Annotated in this window: 15 protein-coding genes and 1 pseudogene; 8 read left to right on the plus strand and 8 right to left on the minus strand. The window is 31.3% G+C overall.

Annotation, left to right across the window (positions count from 1 at the left end):
* Positions 1-228: 228 nt before the first annotated feature.
* The 6 genes and pseudogenes from B4H69_RS00675 to B4H69_RS00700 all read left to right on the plus strand — a co-directional run bounded on the left by B4H69_RS00675 (position 229) and on the right by B4H69_RS00700 (position 7,398).
* Complete coding sequence (locus B4H69_RS00675) at positions 229-1,548, plus strand: trigger factor (RefSeq protein WP_038331998.1); 1,320 nt, start codon at positions 229-231, stop codon at positions 1,546-1,548.
* Between the two features lie 50 nt (positions 1,549-1,598).
* Positions 1,599-2,264 (plus strand): ATP-dependent Clp endopeptidase proteolytic subunit ClpP, encoded by a 666-nt coding sequence (gene clpP / locus B4H69_RS00680; RefSeq protein ID WP_115001487.1) that lies wholly within the window; start codon positions 1,599-1,601, stop codon positions 2,262-2,264.
* Positions 2,265-2,502: 238 nt separating this feature from the next.
* Positions 2,503-3,653, plus strand: a pseudogene (gene clpX / locus B4H69_RS00685) (ATP-dependent Clp protease ATP-binding subunit ClpX).
* 63 nt (positions 3,654-3,716) lie between these two features.
* A complete protein-coding gene (locus B4H69_RS00690) occupies positions 3,717-5,789 on the plus strand; it encodes a T9SS type A sorting domain-containing protein (protein ID WP_115001491.1) in 2,073 nt (690 codons plus the stop codon).
* A gap of 31 nt (positions 5,790-5,820) precedes the next feature.
* Complete coding sequence (locus B4H69_RS00695; RefSeq protein WP_219033630.1) at positions 5,821-6,042, plus strand: hypothetical protein; 222 nt, start codon at positions 5,821-5,823, stop codon at positions 6,040-6,042.
* 60 nt (positions 6,043-6,102) lie between these two features.
* Positions 6,103-7,398: a TlpA family protein disulfide reductase gene (locus B4H69_RS00700; protein ID WP_291092356.1), complete on the plus strand. Its 1,296-nt coding sequence runs from the start codon at positions 6,103-6,105 to the stop codon at positions 7,396-7,398.
* Between the two features lie 58 nt (positions 7,399-7,456).
* Here B4H69_RS00700 and rodA read toward each other — a convergent pair whose 3' ends face one another.
* The 6 genes from rodA to sppA all read right to left on the minus strand — a co-directional run bounded on the left by rodA (position 7,457) and on the right by sppA (position 15,286).
* Positions 7,457-9,001 carry a rod shape-determining protein RodA gene (gene rodA, locus B4H69_RS00705; protein ID WP_291092358.1) on the minus strand — a complete coding sequence of 515 codons (1,545 nt, stop codon included), beginning with the start codon at positions 8,999-9,001 and terminating at the stop codon, positions 7,457-7,459.
* Positions 8,970-10,955 (minus strand): peptidoglycan D,D-transpeptidase FtsI family protein, encoded by a 1,986-nt coding sequence (locus B4H69_RS00710; protein ID WP_291092371.1) that lies wholly within the window; start codon positions 10,953-10,955, stop codon positions 8,970-8,972. The genes rodA and B4H69_RS00710 overlap by 32 nt, the downstream gene beginning before the upstream one ends.
* Complete coding sequence (gene mreD / locus B4H69_RS00715; RefSeq protein ID WP_115001501.1) at positions 10,952-11,467, minus strand: rod shape-determining protein MreD; 516 nt, start codon at positions 11,465-11,467, stop codon at positions 10,952-10,954. Before mreD ends, B4H69_RS00710 begins: the two co-directional genes overlap by 4 nt.
* The gene (gene mreC / locus B4H69_RS00720) at positions 11,457-12,308 is read right to left on the minus strand and encodes a rod shape-determining protein MreC (RefSeq protein WP_115001503.1); all 852 of its coding nucleotides are present in this window, start codon (positions 12,306-12,308) and stop codon (positions 11,457-11,459) included. The genes mreD and mreC overlap by 11 nt, the downstream gene beginning before the upstream one ends.
* A 14-nt stretch (positions 12,309-12,322) precedes the next feature.
* Positions 12,323-13,348 (minus strand): rod shape-determining protein, encoded by a 1,026-nt coding sequence (locus B4H69_RS00725; RefSeq protein WP_019975837.1) that lies wholly within the window; start codon positions 13,346-13,348, stop codon positions 12,323-12,325.
* Between the two features lie 168 nt (positions 13,349-13,516).
* Positions 13,517-15,286 (minus strand): signal peptide peptidase SppA, encoded by a 1,770-nt coding sequence (sppA, locus tag B4H69_RS00730; RefSeq protein WP_291092373.1) that lies wholly within the window; start codon positions 15,284-15,286, stop codon positions 13,517-13,519.
* A gap of 28 nt (positions 15,287-15,314) precedes the next feature.
* On the opposite strand from sppA, the gene folK reads away from it, so the two are divergent.
* Positions 15,315-15,725, plus strand: coding sequence for a 2-amino-4-hydroxy-6-hydroxymethyldihydropteridine diphosphokinase (gene folK, locus B4H69_RS00735; RefSeq protein ID WP_180905010.1), 411 nt, complete (start codon positions 15,315-15,317; stop codon positions 15,723-15,725).
* Between the two features lie 80 nt (positions 15,726-15,805).
* On the plus strand, positions 15,806-17,203 hold the full coding sequence (locus B4H69_RS00740; RefSeq protein WP_180905011.1) for an OmpA family protein: 1,398 nt from the start codon (positions 15,806-15,808) through the stop codon (positions 17,201-17,203).
* 103 nt (positions 17,204-17,306) lie between these two features.
* Here the strand turns inward: B4H69_RS00740 and B4H69_RS00745 are convergent, their stop codons facing one another.
* Both B4H69_RS00745 and B4H69_RS00750 read right to left on the minus strand, forming a co-directional pair.
* Positions 17,307-18,674 (minus strand): exonuclease domain-containing protein, encoded by a 1,368-nt coding sequence (locus tag B4H69_RS00745; RefSeq protein ID WP_180905012.1) that lies wholly within the window; start codon positions 18,672-18,674, stop codon positions 17,307-17,309.
* Positions 18,675-18,678: 4 nt separating this feature from the next.
* Positions 18,679-20,208, minus strand: coding sequence for a helicase HerA-like domain-containing protein (locus B4H69_RS00750; protein ID WP_291092378.1), 1,530 nt, complete (start codon positions 20,206-20,208; stop codon positions 18,679-18,681).
* Positions 20,209-20,217: the final 9 nt, after the last annotated feature.

A 20,217-nucleotide genomic window follows, 5' to 3' on the forward strand; every position in this document is an offset into this window, starting at 1 on the left:
TTTATGTCATTGTGTCAGCAAAAATCAAATGGCTTAATTGTTGAAAATATCACCTAAGAAAAGTAGTAAATAATCAATTCAATCATCACATCTAAAATCAAAATCTAAACTATTTGATAAGATTCAATCCGAATTGTTAATTTATAGTGAATGAATTGATTGTAATATTACTTTTTACTATTAAAAATCATTAATAATTTATACATTTGCACTCCAAATTTAAGGTAGATGAATATTACTAAAAATACAACAGACAAATTAAACGCAGTATTAACTGTAACTGTTGATAAGGCAGATTATCAAGAAAAAGTAGTTGACGTATTAAACCAATACAGAAAAACAGCTAACATCAAAGGTTTCCGTAAAGGACAAGTTCCAATGAGTTTTGTAAAAAAACAATACGAACAAGCTGTTATTTTTGATACAGTTAACGAAATTTTACAAAAAAGTGTATCTGAATACATCAACACAGAAAAATTATCAATCTTAGGAAATCCAGTTCCAGTAATGAAAGACGTTGATTGGGATGCTGATCAATTATCATTTGATTTCGAATTAGGATTAGCTCCAGAATTTGATGTTGATTTATCTAAAGTAGAAGTTGAAAGCTACAAAGTAAAAGTTGCTGACGACGAAATCCAAAAATATGTAGATAATTTCGCTGCTCGTTTTGGATCATTAAAATCTTTAACTGAAGCTGAAGCTGAAGCTGTTTTGAAAGTAGAAGCTGCTGTAGAAGGACAAGAAGCTAAACCAACATTTATCCGTTTAGAAGAATTGAAAGATGCTTCTGCATTTATCGGTAAAAAAGCTGGTGATGTTGTAGAAGTAAATTCTAACGATATTTTTGACACTGCTGAAGAAGCTGCACAACAATTGAACACAGAAGTTTCTGAAGAAGGAACTAACGTTACGTATACAATCAAAGAAATTAACAAAGCTGAAAAAGCTGAAGTTAACCAAGAATTATTTGATAAAGTTTATGGAGAAGGAGCTGTAGATTCAGAAGAAGCTTTCCGTAACAAAATCAAAGAAGAGTCAGAAAACATGTACAACAAAGAATCTGACAAACAAATTATCAATGATGTTGTAGCTAAATTATTAGATACAGTTCAATTTGATTTACCAACAGAATTTTTAACAAAATGGTTAATCACTTCTAACGAAAATGTAACTTCTGAAGAGCAAGCGAAAGAAGAATTGGTAAAAATGGACAAAGGTTTACGTTACCAATTAATCGAAGCTAAAATTGCTGAAGTTAACAATGTAGAAGTAAATGCTGAGGAAGTAAAAGAAGCTGCTTTTGCTGCAATCAAAGATCAATTAAAAATGTACGGTCAAACTTCTATTCCAGAAGAAACATTACAACAAATTGCAATGTCTGCTTTACAAAATCAAGAAGAATACAACCGTTTATCATACCAAGTGTTTACAGACAAAATGTTAGACATCTTCAAAAACAATGTAAAATTGAACGAGAAAGAAGTAACATTTGACGAGTTTGTTGACATTATTACAGAAAAAAATAAAGAATTAGCAGAAGCTTAATCACTTCTAAAAAATTCTTTATACCTTTCATTTAAAATCTAAATTTAATAATGAAAAACGTAGGAGAAGAATTTAAAAAATATGCGCTGTTAGACAAAGGAATTAGCTCTTTACATATGGAGAGTTACATCCAAAATACAACGCCTTACATCGTTGAAGAAAGAAAATTGAACGTTGCACAAATGGACGTTTTCTCTCGTTTGATGATGGACAGAATCATCTTTTTAGGAACAGGAATCGATGATCAAATTGCGAATATTATTCAAGCGCAATTATTGTTCTTAGAAAGTGTGGATGCAACAAAAGACATTCAGATTTATGTTAACTCACCAGGTGGTGGTGTTTATGCAGGATTAGGAATTTACGACACAATGCAGTTAGTAAAACCTGACGTTGCAACAATTTGTACAGGAATGGCAGCTTCTATGGGAGCAGTTTTATTGTGTGCAGGTGCAGCAGGAAAACGTTCGGCACTTAAACATTCTCGCGTGATGATTCACCAACCTTTAGGAGGAGCTCAAGGACAAGCAACTGATATGGAAATTACATTGAAGGAAATCTTGAAATTGAAAAAAGAATTATATGATATTCTTGCAACTCATTCTGGTCAAACTTTCGAGCAAATCGAAAAAGATGGTGAACGTGATTACTGGATGACGTCTACAGAAGCAAAAGAATATGGAATGATTGACGAAGTTTTATTGCCTCGTAAATAATTTTAAATTCAATAAAACACAAAAAAAGGATACTCAAAATTTTGAGTATCCTTTTTTTCGTTTACAAATACTTAAAATTTTGTAAAACAATAAGAATGAAATAAAAAAAAACAATAATCTAAATAAGGACAAAAATATCCACTTTTTTGATTTAATTTACATTTATAGAAATTAACAAATAATTTATTTTCTATCTAGAAGAAAATAAATACCTTTGCATCTTAATTAGTATAAAAAATTGGAAGAAAATAAGTGCTCTTTTTGCGGAAAAAGCAGAAACGAAGTAAATATTTTAGTGTCTGGAATCGACGGTAATATTTGTGATAATTGCATAGAACAAGCTCATGGTATAGTTTTAGAAGAATCGAAATTTAACGAAAATAACGATTTGATAAAACCATTAACGCTAAAATCTCCGAAAGAAATTAAAGAGTTTTTAGATGATTATGTGATTGGTCAAGACCAGGCAAAAAAAATATTGTCGGTTGCCGTATACAATCATTACAAAAGAATATTATTAGACAAAGAAANNATGATGTAGAGATTGATAAATCGAACGTTATTTTAGTTGGAGAAACAGGAAGTGGAAAAACATTATTAGCAAAAACAATTGCTAAGTTATTAAATGTTCCATTTGCAATCGTTGATGCAACTGTACTTACAGAAGCTGGATATGTAGGAGAAGATGTAGAAAGTATTTTGACGCGTCTTTTACAATCTGCTGATTACAATGTAGAGCTTGCCGAAAAAGGAATCGTATTTATTGATGAAGTAGATAAAATTGCACGTAAAAGTGACAATCCATCTATTACACGTGACGTTTCTGGAGAAGGTGTACAACAAGCTTTGCTTAAAATTTTGGAAGGAACTATTGTTAACGTGCCACCAAAAGGAGGACGTAAGCATCCTGATCAAAAATTTATAGAAGTTAATACAAAAGATATTTTGTTTGTGGCTGGTGGAGCTTTTTCTGGAATAGAAAAACACATTGCAGATCGTTTGAAGAAACACGTAATTGGTTTCAAGAATGAGGATCACAAAGAAATCGAAAATCTTTTGGATGAAGTAAATGCACAAGATTTGAAAAACTTTGGTATCATTCCAGAATTAATTGGACGTTTACCAATTATTACGTATCTTAAAGCATTAGATAAAGAAGCGATGAGAGCTATTTTGACAGAACCAAAAAACTCTCTAATGAAACAATATACAAAACTTTTTGCCCTAGACGGAAAAGAGCTTGTAGTGACGGACGAAACCCTAAATAGAATTGTAGACCGTGCCAATGAACTGGGTTTAGGAGCTCGAGGATTGCGAGCAGTTACGGAAGAAATCTTTACTGATTTAATGTATAACATTAAAGATTTACCAGAAAAAGTTATAATATAATCTATTGTATAGTAACTTATTAATAAATATTTTTATAGAAACCTACCAAAAATAACATAATTTATGAAAAAGAATCTACTTGCTTTAGTCGCACTTGGTGCGATGTATAGTGCTTCTGCACAAGATACGTATATAAAAGATGCTGTAATAGTCAAAGTTAATCCTAATACTTTATTCTATAACGGAGGCAATGTTAGTGTTGCTACAGATGCTACTGGAGGTACTACTGAAAAAATAATCAACGAAGGAAATATTCAAATTAAAGGAGGCTTTACAAACGTAAATGAAACTGGAAAAAACTTTGTAAACAAGTACACTAGCTCAACATCTTATGGTCAATTAATCATTAAAGATGCTAGTAGTGTTACAGGAAAAGTAGCTATTGAAAGATCTGTTCCTGATTTAACAAATGATGAATATATTATCTCTTTACCATACAAAAACACATTAGCAAAAGATGTTATAAATTCTATGACTGGAGGTAATTTCTTTTCAGGAAATTGTGCTATTAATGTAGATTGTGGTTTAGACAAAAGGTATACTCAGTCTCTTTTTGTATGGGATGTAGAAGAAACAGAATATGATGCTGTTGATAACAATCATACTATTACTCCAGAACGTAGATATTTATTAAATTTAAGAAATGGAACTAATGTAAAGTCTACAATTAATTCTTTAGGAGCTGTTAATTCGTTAGTATTTGCTGGTATTCCTAATAACAATCAAACAAATTATACTCTAAAAAGTGGATTAAAAGGAAAATCATCTGATTTTGCAAATCTTGCTTGGAAAGATTGGAAAAATAGAATCAATAATTATGCAGAGTCTTATGATTCTTATTTAGGAAATCAAACAGGAACTAAATATGATACTGATGTACTTTTTGGAAAAAACTTACATAGACTAGCAAATCCATTTACATCAAATTTAGATTTATCAAATGTAAATACTAATTCTTCATGGATTACATTTGCTACAACTGCTGGCTCAAATCAATCACCAGCAAATGCTTGGGGAGCATTAAGATTTAGAGTATTCAAGGTAGCTAATGATTACATAATTAAATGGAATAGTAATTCAGGAAATACTAGTACAGGAAATACAACTGCACTTAGTGCTTACTTATCAAAAAATGGATCAAATAATAATTATTTTTGGATAGGAAGTCCTGAGGCTTTATTAGTAAAACCATATGAATCATTCTATGTAGACTATTACGCTATTAATTCATCTGTTAATGGAGGACGTATTGTTAGTGCTAATGTAAACCTTAAAGATAGTAATAAAACATTTAATAGTAATTTTATCACAACAGGAACTTCTAGTCCTGTTTATAGTAGAAGTTCACAAAATCAAACAAATCAAGACACCACATTACTTGATAATCAAGAATTAAAAGAAAATGGTTTAGTAACAGATTTTGATTTTACACAATTGGAATTGTATTTGAGTAAAGATAACCAATTACAAGGAAATGCGGCCTATTTGTTAAATGCTAACTTTATGGCTACAGGCTCTTCTAATCCTGCTAAAATTACTAATCCTATTTTTTTCTATGAAGAAGACAAAGAAGGAAATGTATTGTTAGATTCTCAAACATTAACTAATCAATTCAATAATGAAGATTATGTTGGTAAACCTTTAAGAATAGGTTTTTATAATTTAGAAAATGGTAAAAACTATCGACTAAACCTAAATCTTTATGAATATTCTATCTTAAACAAAGTACAAAACCTAAGCTTAGGTAAGTATTATTTATATGATAATGTTACAAAAAAAGCCATAGATGTTAGTGAGGCTACTGAATTAAGTTTTGTTGCTGATGATAAAATTAACGAACGTTTTGAGTTTTATTGGAATGAACTCCCAACTACGTTAGGAACAAGTGATTTAACTAGAACTGACGCTACTTTTCTTTATACAAATAATGGAAGTCAGTATGTTAGATTTGAAGATAAAAATACAACAGCAGATATTTCAATTTTTGATTTAACTGGACGTCAAATATTTTATAAAACAAATATTATGACAAATACTGATTATAAACTTAATCTAGCAAATATACCTACTATGTATGTTGTTAAAATAACATATAAAGATGGTAAAGTAGTAACGAAGAAAACCATTAACAAATAACCTAACTATGAAATTTTTTTTAAAACACATATTGATTATAACAATATTTTTTAGTTTTACTACATTAGAAGCTGCTAATTTACCTGAGCCTTGTGAACCAGGTTTTGAATGCTCTGGTGGTGGTGAAGAAGAAGGAGGGGGAACTGGAGGAAGAAAAGTTCCGATTCATGATTATGCGCCTATTTTAATCGTTACAGCTGTAACAATTGCAGGCTATTTTTCCTACAGACAAAGACAAATTATTAAAAAATAAATTCATACTTTTAAACCTCAATCTATTCGATTGAGGTTTTTTTATTATATCAAACAAACTATGAAAAATAAATTTATACTACCGCTTGTTGTTTTAGGAAGTTCTGTTTTTGGACAGTTTAACGTTTCTGGACAAATAGAAAATTATGCTAACAAACCTGTTTTGGTTAAGATTTTCGAGAATGCCGAAATGAAATTAATCAACAATGCGATTACTGACAACAATGGAAATTTCTCTGTAAAAGTTCCGAAAGCATACAATGGTTTTGTACGTATTGATTTACCAACTGGAGAAAATCTTTCGTTATTAACAGATAACAAAAATCTAAAATTCAAAACGGTAAGTGGACAAGAAATGTCTTCTAAGCTTGAAATTTTAGAGGGAAATACACAAAAAGAATACAATAAAGTTTTAGCTCTTCAACCATTAAATGAAATTCAGAACCAAGTTTTTCCTTATTTAATGCAAATGTATAAACCGACTGACGAGTTTTATACAGCAATGGTAAAAGAAGATAAACGAATAAAAGAGTTGAAACGTAACGAAAATTTCTCACCATTAATTACCTATATTAATGAGTTGAATGATTTGAAACAAAAAGCTCAAACAAATAAAGATACTGAAACCCTAAATGAAATTGTAAATCATTTTGTAAAAGATGATGTACGATTGGAGCAATCTGGAATGTTTAATGATTTAGTTTTTGCTTATATTAATGGAAAATTAGCTGCTGCAAACAATCAAGACATAGAAGGAAATTTAATTGCTGCTACAGACGAAATTTTGGCTAAAACAGATATCAAAACGACAAGAGGTCAAAATGTATTGACAACTATCTTAAACTTTGTTCCTGAAAAAGAATATGCAAATTTTCATAAAAAATATGTAGATAAAGTAAAAAGTTTGACTTCTAATGTAACAGATCAATTGAAAAAGAAAGTGGAAAAAAGCGCTTCTATGCAAGTGGGAAGTAAAGTTCCTAATATCACTTTTCCTCAACCTGTTAATGGGAAAAAATCATTGTATGATATCAAAGCAGATCAAAAATTAATTGTTTTCTGGGCTTCTTGGTGTCCTGCTTGTCAACAAGAAATCCCGCATATTAAAGAGTTTTATAAGAACTTTAAATCAAAAGGCGGAGAAATTGTTGCCATTTCTTTAGACTACGATCAAACAGCGTTTAATAACGCTACAAAAGATTTACCTTGGTACAATTATACTGATCTTTTGAGATGGGATTCACCAATCGCAGCTGAGTTTGGAATAGAGTCTACTCCTACTCTAATTTTGGTTGATAAAGACAATAAATTAATTAAGAAAGTTCATCATATTTCTGAGTTAGAAGTATCGAAATAATAACGAAAAAGCTACATTGAAAATCAATGTAGCTTTTTTATTTTATTGAATTATTATTCTAAATAAATCCTTGACTGTTCTTGTAATGAATGATTAGGAAAATTCCGATCAGAATAGTGAATCCCCACAACGAACTTCCTCCATAACTAAAGAATGGTAGCGGAATACCAACTGTTGGGAAAAGCCCAATTACCATTGCAATATTGATAAAGAAATGGAAAAATAAAATAGAGGCGACTGCATATCCATAAAATCGTGCAAATCTATTTTTTTGATGTTCGGCTAAGAAAAATAATCGTCCAACAAAAATTGCGTAGACAATTACCAAAGCTGTACTTCCTATGAAACCCCACTCCTCTCCAACTGCTGTAAAAATGTAATCGGTTTGTTGTTCTGGTACAAATCTTCCTTTTTTAATAGTTCCTTGATTGTAACCTTTTCCATATAATTCGCCCGAACCAATCGCTGTTTTCGCATACAATAAATTATATCCCGAAGTATCACGATACTTTGCTTCTCCTTCGTACAAAACCATCACACGCTCTTTTTGGTGTTTGGGTAATTTCTCAAAAATGATCGGAGAAATAAAACTAACCGTACTTGCAAATAATAACAACACAACAGACACAATAATACTAAAATTCAGAACATTTGCAGCTAATCCAGATTGTGTTTTGAATGGTGAATCATTAATTTCTTTTTGTTCGGTTAATTTTAAAATTAAAACTGGAATAATTGATATAAAGAATCCAATCAATCCAAAGAAAGTTGTATTAAAAAATATCGGTTCTGAGAAAAATAAGGAACGCATTGGGAATAAATGTCCAAAAGATTCTCTTGTTGTTTCTGATAAATCTTCTACTAAATAACAGATTCCAATCAATAATAAAAAGAAAATTGACAATCCAATCAAAACGCCATGCATTGCATCAACCATATTTTGATTATAATTAAATGCCAAAATTAGTAGCGCAATTGTTAGAATTATAAAACCTAAAATCAGTAAGACATAAAAAGGAATTTGTACAATCGAAATCAAGAAAATGATTAATAATATGATTGGCGCTAAAATTATCCACGGATTAAGTCCTTCTCTGTACAAGGCAATACTTAATGAACAGAAAATAATTACTGAACCTAAATCGGGTTGTAAAAGAATTAAAACTACTGGTATTGCTATAATCAACAATATTTTTCCTATAAAACCTAAGTCTTTTAGATTTGCGTTTGAATGATTGATAAAATTAGCAATCAACAAAGCTGTACCAATCTTAGCAAATTCGGCTGGTTGCAAACTCAGAGGACCAAAACGATACCACGCTTTTGCACCATTAATTTCCTTTCCAACAATCAAAACTCCGACGAGTAAAACGAGGGAAATGATATAAAAGACAGGACTATAAATTTCGAAAAAATTACGGTTGTTTCCACTCGCAATTATCAAAATCAATATCATCACCACCCCAAGTCCAAACCAAATTAGCTGTTTTACACCTAAATCTGGATTGACACTATACACATTCATAATCCCGAAAGTTACTATCAGAAACCCTAGGATCAGTACGGCCCAATCAATTCCTTTTAGTAATCTGCTTTGGCTCATGTTTTAGTTTTGTTGAATCTTTTTTTAATTTTAAACTATCTATTTTATTTCCGATAGAATCCTTTTTTACAGGTTCTACGTATAATCCTTTTCTTTTTAGATAATCTATCCATTGACGACGATATTCGCCTTGTAGATTACCATTTTTCATACGTTGCACTAACGCAGGACGTTTTATTGTATCTGTTACATACAATTCAGCAATCAAACTCGCCATTGGTCCAGCATAAGTTGTACCCCAAGAACCATTTTCTACAATTGCAGCAATCGCAATTTTTGGTTTATCTGCTGGAGCAAACAATACAAATAATGAGTGATCTTGTCCATGAGAGTTCTGAGAAGTTCCAGTTTTACCAAATTGTACAAAAGAACTTGTATCAAAACTACGAGCTGTACCCATTGTAAATACATTACGCATTCCGCGTTGAATGATGTCAAAATGTTTTGGATCAACCAATGTATTTTTTTTCACCATATAAGTAGAATCCGTCAATGGTTTTCCATCAATACTATGTACAATATGCGGTGTATAGAAAAATCCTTTGTTGGCAATAATTGCTGTATAATTTGCCATTTGCAGCGGAGTTGTATTGATATCTCCTTGTCCCATACCATTAAAAATAATACGATAAGGATTCCAAACACCTTCTCCAAAACGATTATCGTAAAACTCAGCTGTCGGAATAAGACCTTTGCTACCAACAGGTAAATCTGTTCCCATAAATTTTCCTAATCCGAAACTATTCAAAATGGAAGCCCATTCGTTAATTCCGACACTATAATCATTTGGGTCTTTACGAACAATATCACGATAAGCTTCAGAAAAATAATTATTACATGATTTTCCAATTGCATGTTCTAAACCTTGCGGCGTATAATACATTCCACAGTGACAACCAATATGCATACGTCCATAACGGAAACCATGTTTACAAACATATGTTGTTTTTTCTGTCATCGTTCCCATTTGTAAACCAGCCAAAGCCGTAACCATTTTGAATGTAGAACCAGGAGGATAAGTTCCTTGTAAAGCTCTATCATAAGTTGGACGAGCAATAGAATCGTTGATTAATGCACTTCTCAACTTTGTATTCAAATAATCGTTTGGATTAATTGTAGGTGCGGATGCTAAAGCCAAAATTTCACCATTATTAGGATCAAGCGCGACAATTGCCCCACGTTTATTTTGAAGCATTTGTTCCGCCAATTCTTGCAAACGATAATCAATTGTCAAATGAACAGTTTTCCCACTTTTTACAGGTCGATCATAATCTCCGTTTTTATATGGACCAACAACATTCATTGTTCGGTCTACAATCCAGTTTTTTACACCTTTTATTCCTCGCAAATCTTTTTCATACGATTTCTCAACACCAGCAATACCAACCAAATCTCCAGGTTGATAATAGGTTGAATCTGTTTTGATATATGCTTGATTGGCTTCGTTTATATAGCCCAGTATATTTCCGGCAGAATTTACCATGTATTTACGTTCAGGACGTTTGATGATACTAAACGCTGGATACAAATATAATTGCTCTTGCATACGAGCAAAATTTTCGCGCGAAATATTCTTTAAAAAAGGGTATGGAGATAATTTTTTGTAATCTTTTGCGGTAACAATTTTTTCTAAAATAGAATCAAATTGTTGTGTAGAAATTCCAATCATTTTAGAGAATTTAGGTTTATCAAAACCATTCATATATTCTCCATAACTGTCAATTAATTTTCCTGGAATAACGTCTAATTCATACGAATAGGTATTACTCACCAACAATTTTCCGTTTCGATCAAGAATATCACCACGATTGGGATAAATGATTTCTTGTTTGATCGAAGTATTAAATGCATTTAACGTATAACGATCTGTAAATAATTGCAAATACGCCAAACGTCCTATAAATAGAAACACTATAAACAGGATGAGTGCATAAACAACCATCAACTTTTTCATACTCCAACTTTATTTTTAAATAAAATTTTATAAATAAAGACAAACACAAAAGTTATTCCCGAACTGATTAATGCTTTTAGCATCAAAGGTCCAATTCCTGATGGTTTAAAATTCTCAAGAAGTAATAAAATAATATGATGTGCAAGAATTAGAATAATCAAATAAAACAACCATTGCGCAAAACTGAACGAATTGAAAGAGAAAAATTCCATTTCGTAATCTTGTTTTCCTGCCAAAAGTTTGATGATTGGATTTCTAAGAAATGCGATAAGTGTTAATGCAAAAGCATGAATTCCTCCTGTGTATTCGAAAATATCTATCATTAATCCTAACATAAATGATAAGATTAGTAAGGCATATTTATTTTGATAAGGCGCATAAAATAATACAAATACAATATAGATATATGGTTGATAACTTCCTAAAAAGTTGATGTGATTAAACACAAAAACTTGTAACAAAGCTAAAACGATAATCTTGATAATATTGATTAAAAAATCTTTATTGAACATTCTGTGGACTTGTTATTGTATCTGATTTTTCTACTTGTTGAATTTCAACTTTATTAAGGTTTGTGACCACATAAGCTTGTGCTAAATTGGCGAAATCTTGTTTCAATCTTACTTGAACTTTCATTTCTCCCGTTTCATCAATTCCTTTGCTTACAACTTTACCTATAATAATTCCTTCTGGGAAAACTGGCGATTTACCATCTGTTTCGATAATATCTCCTTTTTTCACTTCGATGTATTTCGGAATTTCATATAATTGGACAAAACGAGGATCTTTTCCATCCCATTTCACTGTCCCAAAATATTGATTTCCTTTGATACGTGCATTGATATTGATATCCTTGTTTAACAACGAAATTGCACGAGAATAATTTTTCCCAGCAAAAGTTACAATACCAATTACACCATTATTTGTAATGATTCCGTCACCTTTTTCTATTCCATCATTTGTTCCTTTATCAATCGTCAAAAGGTTTTGCGTTTTGATAATCGAGTTATTTACAATCTCTGTAGGTACAAAAGAATACGTTTGATGATAACCTAAGGTATCCGATTTGTAAAACTGTTTAGTTTTCGCATCTTTAATACCTAAATGCACCAATTGCTCACGCAAAAAGGCATTTTCGTCCATCAAATCTTTATTGGCACTCGGTAAATGAATAAAGTTTGTCACCTTCGCAATTTTATCATCCACATAACCTGTAAACGACGTGCTTGCAGAAGCAAGAATAGTTTCGTGATAAATATTTTTCTTAAAGACAAGAAACAACGCAATTAACTCTAAAAAGACAAAAATTAATAGCATTCCATTTCTTCTAATCGCATTCAGAATATATTGCATTGCTCTTTACTCTTCTATTTCATTAAGAAAGTGAATTTATCAATATTTTTAAGTGCAATACCTGTTCCACGAACAACAGCACGTAAAGGATCATCAGCCAAGAAAACTGGTAAACCTGTTTTTTTAGAAATACGTTGATCTAAACCTCTCAACATAGCTCCACCACCAGCCATATAGATACCAGTGTTGTAAATATCTGCAGCTAATTCTGGAGGAGTTTGAGATAACGTTTCCATTACACCATCTTCGATGCGTAAAATTGATTTGTCCAATGCGCGTGCAATTTCGCGGTAATTTACAGTAATTTCTTTTGGTTTTCCTGTAATCAAATCACGTCCTTGTACTGGCATATCCTCTGGTGCATGCTCTAGTTCTTCTACAGCAGCTCCAACTTCAATTTTAACACGTTCAGCAGTTCTTTCTCCGATATATAAATTATGATGGGTTCTTAAGTAATATGCAATATCATTTGTAAAAACATCACCTGCAATTTTCACAGATTTGTCACAAACAATACCACCTAATGCAACAACGGCAATTTCTGTAGTACCACCACCTATATCAATAATCATGTTACCTTTAGGTTGAGTGATATCAATTCCAACACCTATCGCAGCAGCCATTGGTTCGTAAATAAGACGAACATCTTTTGCATTAACGCGTGCACAAGAATCTTTTACAGCACGTTTCTCAACTTCTGTAATTCCAGAAGGAATACAAATCACCATTCGTAATGAAGGTGAAAATAATTTTCCTTGAATTCCAGGAATTTTCTTGATGAACTCTGTCAACATGAATTCTGAAGCTTCAAAATCTGCAATTACTCCGTCTTTTAAAGGACGAATTGTTTTTATATCATCATGCGTTTTACCTTGCATGTGTTTTGCTTGTTCTCCAACAGCAATAACTTTATTTGTTCTTCTATGTATAGCGACGATAGATGGACTATCTACTACAACTTTATTATTATGAATAATTAAAGTGTTAGCAGTCCCTAGGTCAATCGCAATTTCTTGCGTGAAAAAATCAAATAATCCCATCGTTGATTATGTCTCAGTATTATTAAAAATGAATGTACAAAAGTATAATAAATTTAGATGATTATAAAAGAGAATTTAATTTTTTAATCATCTAAATATTTTTACTAAAATAGTAAGATTTTAACAATAAAAAAGGGTTAAAAATATTTTAACCCTTTTTTATGATTTTTATTGAATTTGAATATCGTAAGGTAGCCTAACTTGAACACCTTTTTGTTCATTCATCATCTTTATTTCTTTGTAAATTCGGATTCCGTCCGAACCTAATTCTTTTGCAATTGCTGCTTCGGTATTTTTTCCTTGAAGATTATCCATAAATTCTTCAAAAGAATCTTTTCTTTTTGGGTAATTCTCTGTCGAATATTTTTCAATTTTAGCCAATTTAGCGGCTTCTTTTATCGCTGTATCTAAACTTCCAAAATCATCTACTAGACCAATTTGTTTTGCACGAGTTCCAGACCAAACACGTCCTTCTCCTATTTTATCAACTTGCTCGTATGTTAATTTTCTATTTGTTGCAACGTGATTTACGAATTTCCCATAAATCAATACGATTGATTTTTGCATCGTATTTTTTGCTGTTGGTGATAATGGTGTTGTCAAAGATTTTAACTGATCTGCATTTGCATTCGTTTTTACTTCATCAAAATCTAATCCGAAATTATTGAATAATTTTTGCGCATTTGGGATCATTCCGAAAACTCCAATCGAACCAGTAATTGTATTTGGTTGAGCATAAATTTTGTCAGAAGCTTGTGCAATGTAATATCCACCAGATGCTGCAACATCACCAAAAGAAACTACGATTGGCATTTTTGTTTTCAATTGCATCAATTCATATAAAATTTCTTCTGATGCATTTGCGCTACCTCCAGGAGAATTTACACGTAAAACTAAAGCTTTGATTTTATCGTTTTGACTGATTTTGCGAATCGCATCCACATAAGTCTTCGATTGAATACCATCAAAACCATCCCCTTCAGTAATTGTTCCAGATGCATATAAGACTGCAATTTTATCTTTTTCAGATTTATCTGATAAGGTTTCAAAATAATCTTCTACTTTTATGGTATGTTTTTCAAGAACTTCAAAATCAGTTTTTGATTTTTCTTCTTTCAGACCAAGTTTTGTGAATAACATTTTTTGATATTCATTTTCTTGCGCCAATACATCATAAATCTTATTTTCTTTTCCTGTTTCTGGGATGAAAGCATACAAACTATCTGTTACTGTAGTGAATTGTTCAGGAGAAATTTTACGCGATTTTGTAATCGAGTTTGAAACATTACCCCACACATCATTCAATAATTCTGACAATTGTAATCGATTCTCATCAGACATATGTGTTCTCATATAAGGCTCTACAGCACTCTTAAATTGTCCGTGACGAATCACCTGAAAATCTACACCATATTTATCTCCTGCATTCTTGAAGAACATAATATTAGAACTTAAACCCTGTAATAAAGTTCCTCCCAAAGGATTTTGATAAATTTTATCAGACACACTACTTATATAATATGACAGCTGACTTCCTGAATTAGAATATGAATACACAAATTTTCCAGATTTCTTAAAATCTTCTAGTGCATTACGAATTTCAGTCGCTTGCGTAGCTCCACCAGAAAATTTATCCAATTTCAGACTAATTCCTTTTATTTTATCATCATTCTTCGCTTCTTCAATTGAATGAATAATATCTTGTAAAAAAACATTTGGACTTTCTGACATATCAAAAATAGAAACCGAACGATCCATATCACTTTCCATAATTGGATCTTCTAACGAAATTTCTAAAACAGAACCGTCTTTTACACTTTTTGTTGGAGCAGATAATGCTGAAACAAATATCAAAACGAAAAGCAGTATGACAAATACACTAATCGTTAATAGATTTCCTATGATTGTTGAGAATACTCTCCCGAAAAAGTTTTTCATTTTTAATTTATTATTACTTTTGCTCTATATGTCGCAAAATATAGTCATTTTGTTACTCGGTACAAACTTAGGTGACAAAAAAAATAATTTAGAAATCGCTAAAAACCTTATAAACAAAGAGGTAGGTGAAATAAAAAAAGAATCAAATATTCTTGAAAATAAAGCTGAAGGATTTACTACAGAGCATTTATTCTTAAATCAGAAAATAGAAATCAATACAAGTTATTCTCCATTTGAGGTTTTGAAAAAAATTAAAGATATCGAACAAAAAATGGGTAGAATCTATTCTAAACCAAAAGAAAATGAGAATTACGTTGACCGTTTAATAGATATTGATATATTATTCTATAATAAACTTTTAATCAATTGTAATTATTTAAAAATTCCTCATCCTCAGAACTATTCTAGAGATTTTATCAAAAGTTTATATTTTTATTAAGATATTAACTATTAATTCATTAGTTTTGTAAAATTATATTAAGATATGCTTTATATTAGTTATAAAAATAATTCTAACCTATGAAAAAACTTTTATCTTTATTAATCTTAGGTGCTGTGGCATGTGCTAGTGCACAGACCAAGTACGATGAAAAACCATTCAACAACAGTAAAAAAGAATTTAACGATTGGTCATTATCTGTTTTCGCTGGTACTAATGCTATGCAAAATTCTGATTTAGTATCATTTATGGGAGGATACTTTACTCCTGGATATGATTTACAATTTCAAGTCAATAAACAAATTTCTCATGCTTTCGGCTTAAGTTTACAATACCAATTGGGACAATCAAGGCAAAAAGGAACTATATACGACAATACCCCTTGGGGAAATGCTTATCAAGGAAAAGCGCATGGAAAAACAAAATATAATGGAATCTCTGTTTTAGCTGATATTAACGCATCTAATCTATTAAGAAGAGTAGATAATAGAACTGAATTTAAATGGGCTATGCATTTATATGGAGGTTTTGGTATATTAGGCTACAAAGCTTATAGACAACATTATTATGGATCAGGTAATGATTACGGTTTAGTTACTGATCAAAAATTATCTGACAAATCAGTATACGCTCAAGTAGGAGCTGGTTTACGTTATAAATTAAGTGACAAATTAGATCTTGAATTACGTGGGATGTACGTAATGTCTGGTGACGAAGAGTTTGATGGATCAGGAAAACCAGTAATTGGGTATTGGACAGCAGCAGATGTTGAAGAAGGTCGTGATGATAATATGATTACTCTTTCTTTGGGATTACATTATAAAATTGGTAAACATAAAGATGCATTACAATGGGTTTCTCCTATAGCATACAAAGCTCCTGTAGAACAAACTCCTTTCGAATGCATTGACGAAGATCGTGATGGTGTTTGTGATCAATGGGATAAATGTCTTGGGACTCCAGAAGGAATTCGTGTCGATGGATCAGGATGTTCTTTAGATTCTGACGGAGACGGTATTCCTGATAGTGAAGATAAATGTCCTACAATTCCTGGACCTCCAACAAATGGTGGTTGTCCTGAAAAAGTAATTAGAATTTCTGGTGAAGATGTTGCAACGACAATTAATGCATACTTAGAGGGTATCGAATTCGATTACAACTCTGATCGCATTAGAGAACAATCTTATGAAAAATTAAATCATGCTTCTGAGGTACTATTAGCAAATCCAGATTTCAAATTCGTAGTGGAAGGTCATACAGATGCTGCTGGTGGTGTTGATTATAACCAAAAATTATCTGAAAGACGTGCTGCTTCTGTTGTTCGTTACTTAGCTAACAAAGGTGTTGACACAACTAAATTGTCGTCTGTAGGAAAAGGTAAATCTGATTTAAAATGGCCAGAATGTAATCCTGTTACAAACTGTCCTGCTTGGAAAAACTTAGAAAACAGACGTGTAATTTTCAAAGAAATTAAATAGTCTAAAATTTAATCATACAAAAAAAGCTCAGTTAATATTAACTGAGCTTTTTTATTATTTTATATTTATATTTTCTTCTTTTAAAGAATATTAATCGAATTAATTATTCAATAATAACGATTTGATTAGAATTAGAAGAAACTTTATACAAAAAGTATTTGAGCATATTTTTTATTTCTTCCGTTTCTTTAATCGGAATTAAGATATTATGAATCTTCTCTAGCGTTTTTATTTGATGATGATATTCGTAATAACCATATCCTTTAAATTCTCCATTCTCAACTAAATAAAATGATTTTTCAATTCCTTTTCGTCCTTTATCAATAATCAAAAAAGTTTCGGAAGGATATTCAGTTGTTTTAATAAAACTTTGAATTCGCTCATTATAAACTTCTTTAGATTCCTCTTTCACACAAGCTCCATTGCATTTATTTACTTTATATTGAAAACAAGATTCATCAGATTTAATTCCCGCATTTACTTGCTGACAAAGATTATAATCATGAACAATTTTCTCTAAAACCTCTTTTGCACGTTCTTTAGTTTTAAATTTCAAAACAGGTTGTGTCTTTCTAACTTTCCCTATTTCTAATCTCGAATAACCACGTTTAGACTCCAAATAATACAATCCAAAAGGATAAACTTTATTCTCAACCAACTTTACGTTATACATTGGTTGATTATTCAAAATCTCATTATTTTCTTTAATTGCTGCAAGAAAACCACTTCCGGTTTCTTCGAATTTTATAGAACGAGTATAACGCTTAAGTTTATTTGCTTTTAGAGTTTTTGATGTAAAAATTTGATTAATAGATCGCGCAATATTATTGCTTCGACTAATATAAATAAGTTGTTTTCGACTATTATATAAATAATAAACCCCGATAGAATTAGGTAAACCTTCAAGAAGTTTCTGATATTTAGAATGTGCTTTTTTAGGTTGTTTCAAACCTGTTTTCTTCGTAATTATTTTCTCCGAATCTTTATCTAACAATAATTTGAATAAAGAAATTGTCGCTCTTGCATCTCCAGAAGCTCTATGTCTATCTGTGACTACAATTCCAAGCGATTCGCATAATTTCCCCAAAGAATATGAAGGTAATCCTGGAATTAATTTTTCGCTATATTCGAACGTATCAATCCATTCTTTTTCGTAATTATATCCCAAACGATCGAATTCTTGTTTTAACATTCTATAATCAAACATTACATTATGTCCAACTAAAATACAATCGTCTGTAATCTCAACTATACGTTTTGCTACTTCGTGAAATTTAGGCGCTGTCAGCACCATCTTATCCGAAATATGCGTTAATCTTTGTACATATTGGTCAATCTTTTTTTCAGGATTGACTAATGATATAAACTGATCGACAATTTCTTTTCCATCATATTTATACACTGCAATCTCTATGATTGACTCTTCCCCCACTTTTCCGCCAGTCGCTTCTATATCTAAAATCGCGTACACGTGCTTATTTTTTTCCTTTTAAAAAATTAGTTAACATTTTCATTCCAAAATCCATCAATTTTCGAGTTGCAGTACGACTTACATCACGCACAACAGGATTATCTGTCCAATTTTTTTCTTTAGGAATACTTCTTGTTGAAGTTGCTTTTGGAACAGGTTTCTCTATATTTTTTTGTTGTTCTAATTTTTGTGATAAAATTTCATTTGCAGATTCACGATCAATATCTGTCGCATATTTTGTCACTAAATCTGAGTTTGAGGTAATCGTATCGATTTCATTTGAAGTCAAGATATCCATTCTCGAATTTGGCGCTCGCATATATGTATAAGCCAAAGGAGTTGGAATACCTTTTTCGTCTAAAGCAGTCACAAAAGCCTCTCCAATCCCTAATTGAGTGATTACTTCACTTGCTTTATAATAGGTAGTTGTCGGATAATTCTCAATTGCTTTTGTTATTTCTTTACGATCTTTCGCAGTAAAACCTCTTAACGCATGTTGAACTTTAAGACCTAATTGACTCAAAACTGCATCAGGAACATCTCCAGGAACTTGCGTTACAAAATATAATCCCACACCTTTTGATCGAATTAATTTTACCATTGTTTCAATTTGATTCAACAAAGCTTTCGTAGCTTCCTTAAAAATCAAATGTGCTTCATCAATAAAAATCACCAATTTCGGTTTATCAGAATCTCCAGATTCAGGGAATTGAGAATAAATTTTATTCAATAAACTCAACATAAAAGTTGAAAATAAATTAGGTTGATTTTGAATATCAATCAAACGAATAATATTTACAATTCCTTTTCCGTCTTTCGTTTTCAATAAATCCTGAACATCAAAACTTGGTTCTCCAAAAAACTTTGTTGCACCTTGCTGTTCTAATGCAACAATTTTGCGCAAAATAGCTCCCAAAGAAGCTGGCGCAATTGTTCCATAATTCGAATTTAATTCAGATTTTCCTTCATCAGAATCTGTCACATATTGCAAAACACGTCGAATATCCTCCAAATCAATCAAAGGTAAATTACGATCTTGACAATATTTGAATATAATTGAAATAATGCTTTCTTGTGTTTCATTCAGTTCTAAAATTTTACTGAATAAAATTGGTCCAAAATCACTTACAGTCGCACGAAGTCTTGCTCCTGGCTCATCAGAAATAGACAAAAATTCGACAGGAGAACCTTGTGGCTCAAAAGGTAAATTAAGTGACTCCATTCTTTCTTGCGCATTTTTATCTTCCGAATTTGCAGCAGCTCCAATTCCAGATAAGTCTCCTTTGATATCCATCAACAAAGTTGGAACACCTTTCAGAGAAAGTTGCTCGGCGATAATCTGCAAAGATTTTGTTTTCCCTGTTCCAGTTGCTCCACCAATCAATCCGTGACGATTCATTGTTTTTAATGCTACTGAAATTTCAACTTCTTCTACAATTTCGCCATCTAATTTGGCTTTGCCTAAAATTATTTTATCGTTTTTAAAAGAATAACGACTTTGTATCTCTTGAATAAAGCTTTCTTTCTGGTTCATTTTGATTGA

This window comes from Empedobacter sp. UBA6745 (assembly GCF_002453775.1).
Classification (GTDB): Bacteria; Bacteroidota; Bacteroidia; order Flavobacteriales; family Weeksellaceae; genus Empedobacter; species Empedobacter falsenii_C.

Excerpts from the sequence above, each read along its gene's own strand:
- B4H69_RS00750 (WP_291092378.1), bottom strand. The coding sequence starts at position 20,208 with ATGAACCAGAAAGAAAGCTTTATTCAAGAGATACAAAGTCGTTATTCT.
- clpP (WP_115001487.1), top strand. The coding sequence starts at position 1,599 with ATGAAAAACGTAGGAGAAGAATTTAAAAAATATGCGCTGTTAGACAAA.
- B4H69_RS00700 (WP_291092356.1), top strand. The coding sequence starts at position 6,103 with ATGAAAAATAAATTTATACTACCGCTTGTTGTTTTAGGAAGTTCTGTT.
- B4H69_RS00740 (WP_180905011.1), top strand. The coding sequence starts at position 15,806 with ATGAAAAAACTTTTATCTTTATTAATCTTAGGTGCTGTGGCATGTGCT.
- B4H69_RS00725 (WP_019975837.1), bottom strand. The coding sequence starts at position 13,348 with ATGGGATTATTTGATTTTTTCACGCAAGAAATTGCGATTGACCTAGGG.
- mreD (WP_115001501.1), bottom strand. The coding sequence starts at position 11,467 with ATGTTCAATAAAGATTTTTTAATCAATATTATCAAGATTATCGTTTTA.
- folK (WP_180905010.1), top strand. The coding sequence starts at position 15,315 with ATGTCGCAAAATATAGTCATTTTGTTACTCGGTACAAACTTAGGTGAC.
- B4H69_RS00690 (WP_115001491.1), top strand. The coding sequence starts at position 3,717 with ATGAAAAAGAATCTACTTGCTTTAGTCGCACTTGGTGCGATGTATAGT.
- sppA (WP_291092373.1), bottom strand. The coding sequence starts at position 15,286 with ATGAAAAACTTTTTCGGGAGAGTATTCTCAACAATCATAGGAAATCTA.
- B4H69_RS00710 (WP_291092371.1), bottom strand. The coding sequence starts at position 10,955 with ATGAAAAAGTTGATGGTTGTTTATGCACTCATCCTGTTTATAGTGTTT.
- rodA (WP_291092358.1), bottom strand. The coding sequence starts at position 9,001 with ATGAGCCAAAGCAGATTACTAAAAGGAATTGATTGGGCCGTACTGATC.
- B4H69_RS00675 (WP_038331998.1), top strand. The coding sequence starts at position 229 with ATGAATATTACTAAAAATACAACAGACAAATTAAACGCAGTATTAACT.
- mreC (WP_115001503.1), bottom strand. The coding sequence starts at position 12,308 with ATGCAATATATTCTGAATGCGATTAGAAGAAATGGAATGCTATTAATT.